The 893-nt window shown below is 60.2% G+C and carries 1 protein-coding gene; it reads left to right on the forward strand.

The window, feature by feature from the left end:
* Positions 1-19: 19 nt before the first annotated feature.
* The coding region (locus tag G3N64_RS39285) for an IS30 family transposase (protein ID WP_205788921.1) at positions 20-893 on the forward strand (874 nt) is incomplete at its 3' end.

The raw sequence follows: 893 nt of genomic DNA on the forward strand, positions 1-893 counted from the left end.
GATGAGGTAGGGTGTTGCAATGACGAAATACCAGCATCTGAGCGCCGAAGAGCGCGCGGCGATCATGATCGAGAGGACCAGAAACACGAGCGTCAGGGCGATTGCAAGGCTGCTTGGTCGCAGCGCGTCGACGATCACGCGAGAACTGGCACGCAATCGTACGGAATCGTCTCGCTGTTATGACGCCACGAGCGCGGCTAGAGCCTACCGGGCGCGCCGCGAGCGAAGTCGGCGTCAGGCGAAGCTGGCAACAGGAAGCGCGCTGTACTGGCAAGTGCATCACGACCTGGTTTATCGGCGCTGGTCGCCGCAGCAAATTGCTGCCAAACTTCGCGAGATGCATCCAGATAATCCCGAGCAACGCGTCAGTCATGAAACGATCTACGCGGCGATTTATACCCATCCCCGCGGCGGCTTGAAGCAGGCGATGATCGAGGCTTTGCGCCAGAACAAGCCGGTGCGCGGCAACGCGCGCAAGACGTTGGCCCGCAAGAGCTTTGTACCGGAAGAACTGCGCATCATCCATCGACCCGAGGCAATCGAAACGCGCCAATGGCCCGGTCATTGGGAAGGCGATCTCATCAAAGGCGCCTTCAATCGCTCGTGCGTCGGTACCTTGGTCGAGCGCAAGACCCGGTTCGTCGTGTTGTGCCGCATGGATGGGTGTACGGCCCAGGACGCACTGGAGGGGTTCACGCGCCAGATGAAGAAGCTCCCGGCCTTTCTGCGTGAGAGCCTGACGTACGATCGTGGATCGGAAATGACTTGTCATGTCGAGCTGGCTGAACGACTGAATCTGGACATCTGGTTCGCAGATCCCTACGCCCCTTGGCAACGGGGCAGCAACGAAAATACCAACGGCCTGCTGCGCCAGTTTCTGCCCAAGGGGGCCG

The sequence above is a fragment of the Burkholderia sp. Ac-20344 genome, assembly GCF_017104975.1.
Lineage (GTDB): Bacteria > Pseudomonadota > Gammaproteobacteria > Burkholderiales > Burkholderiaceae > Burkholderia.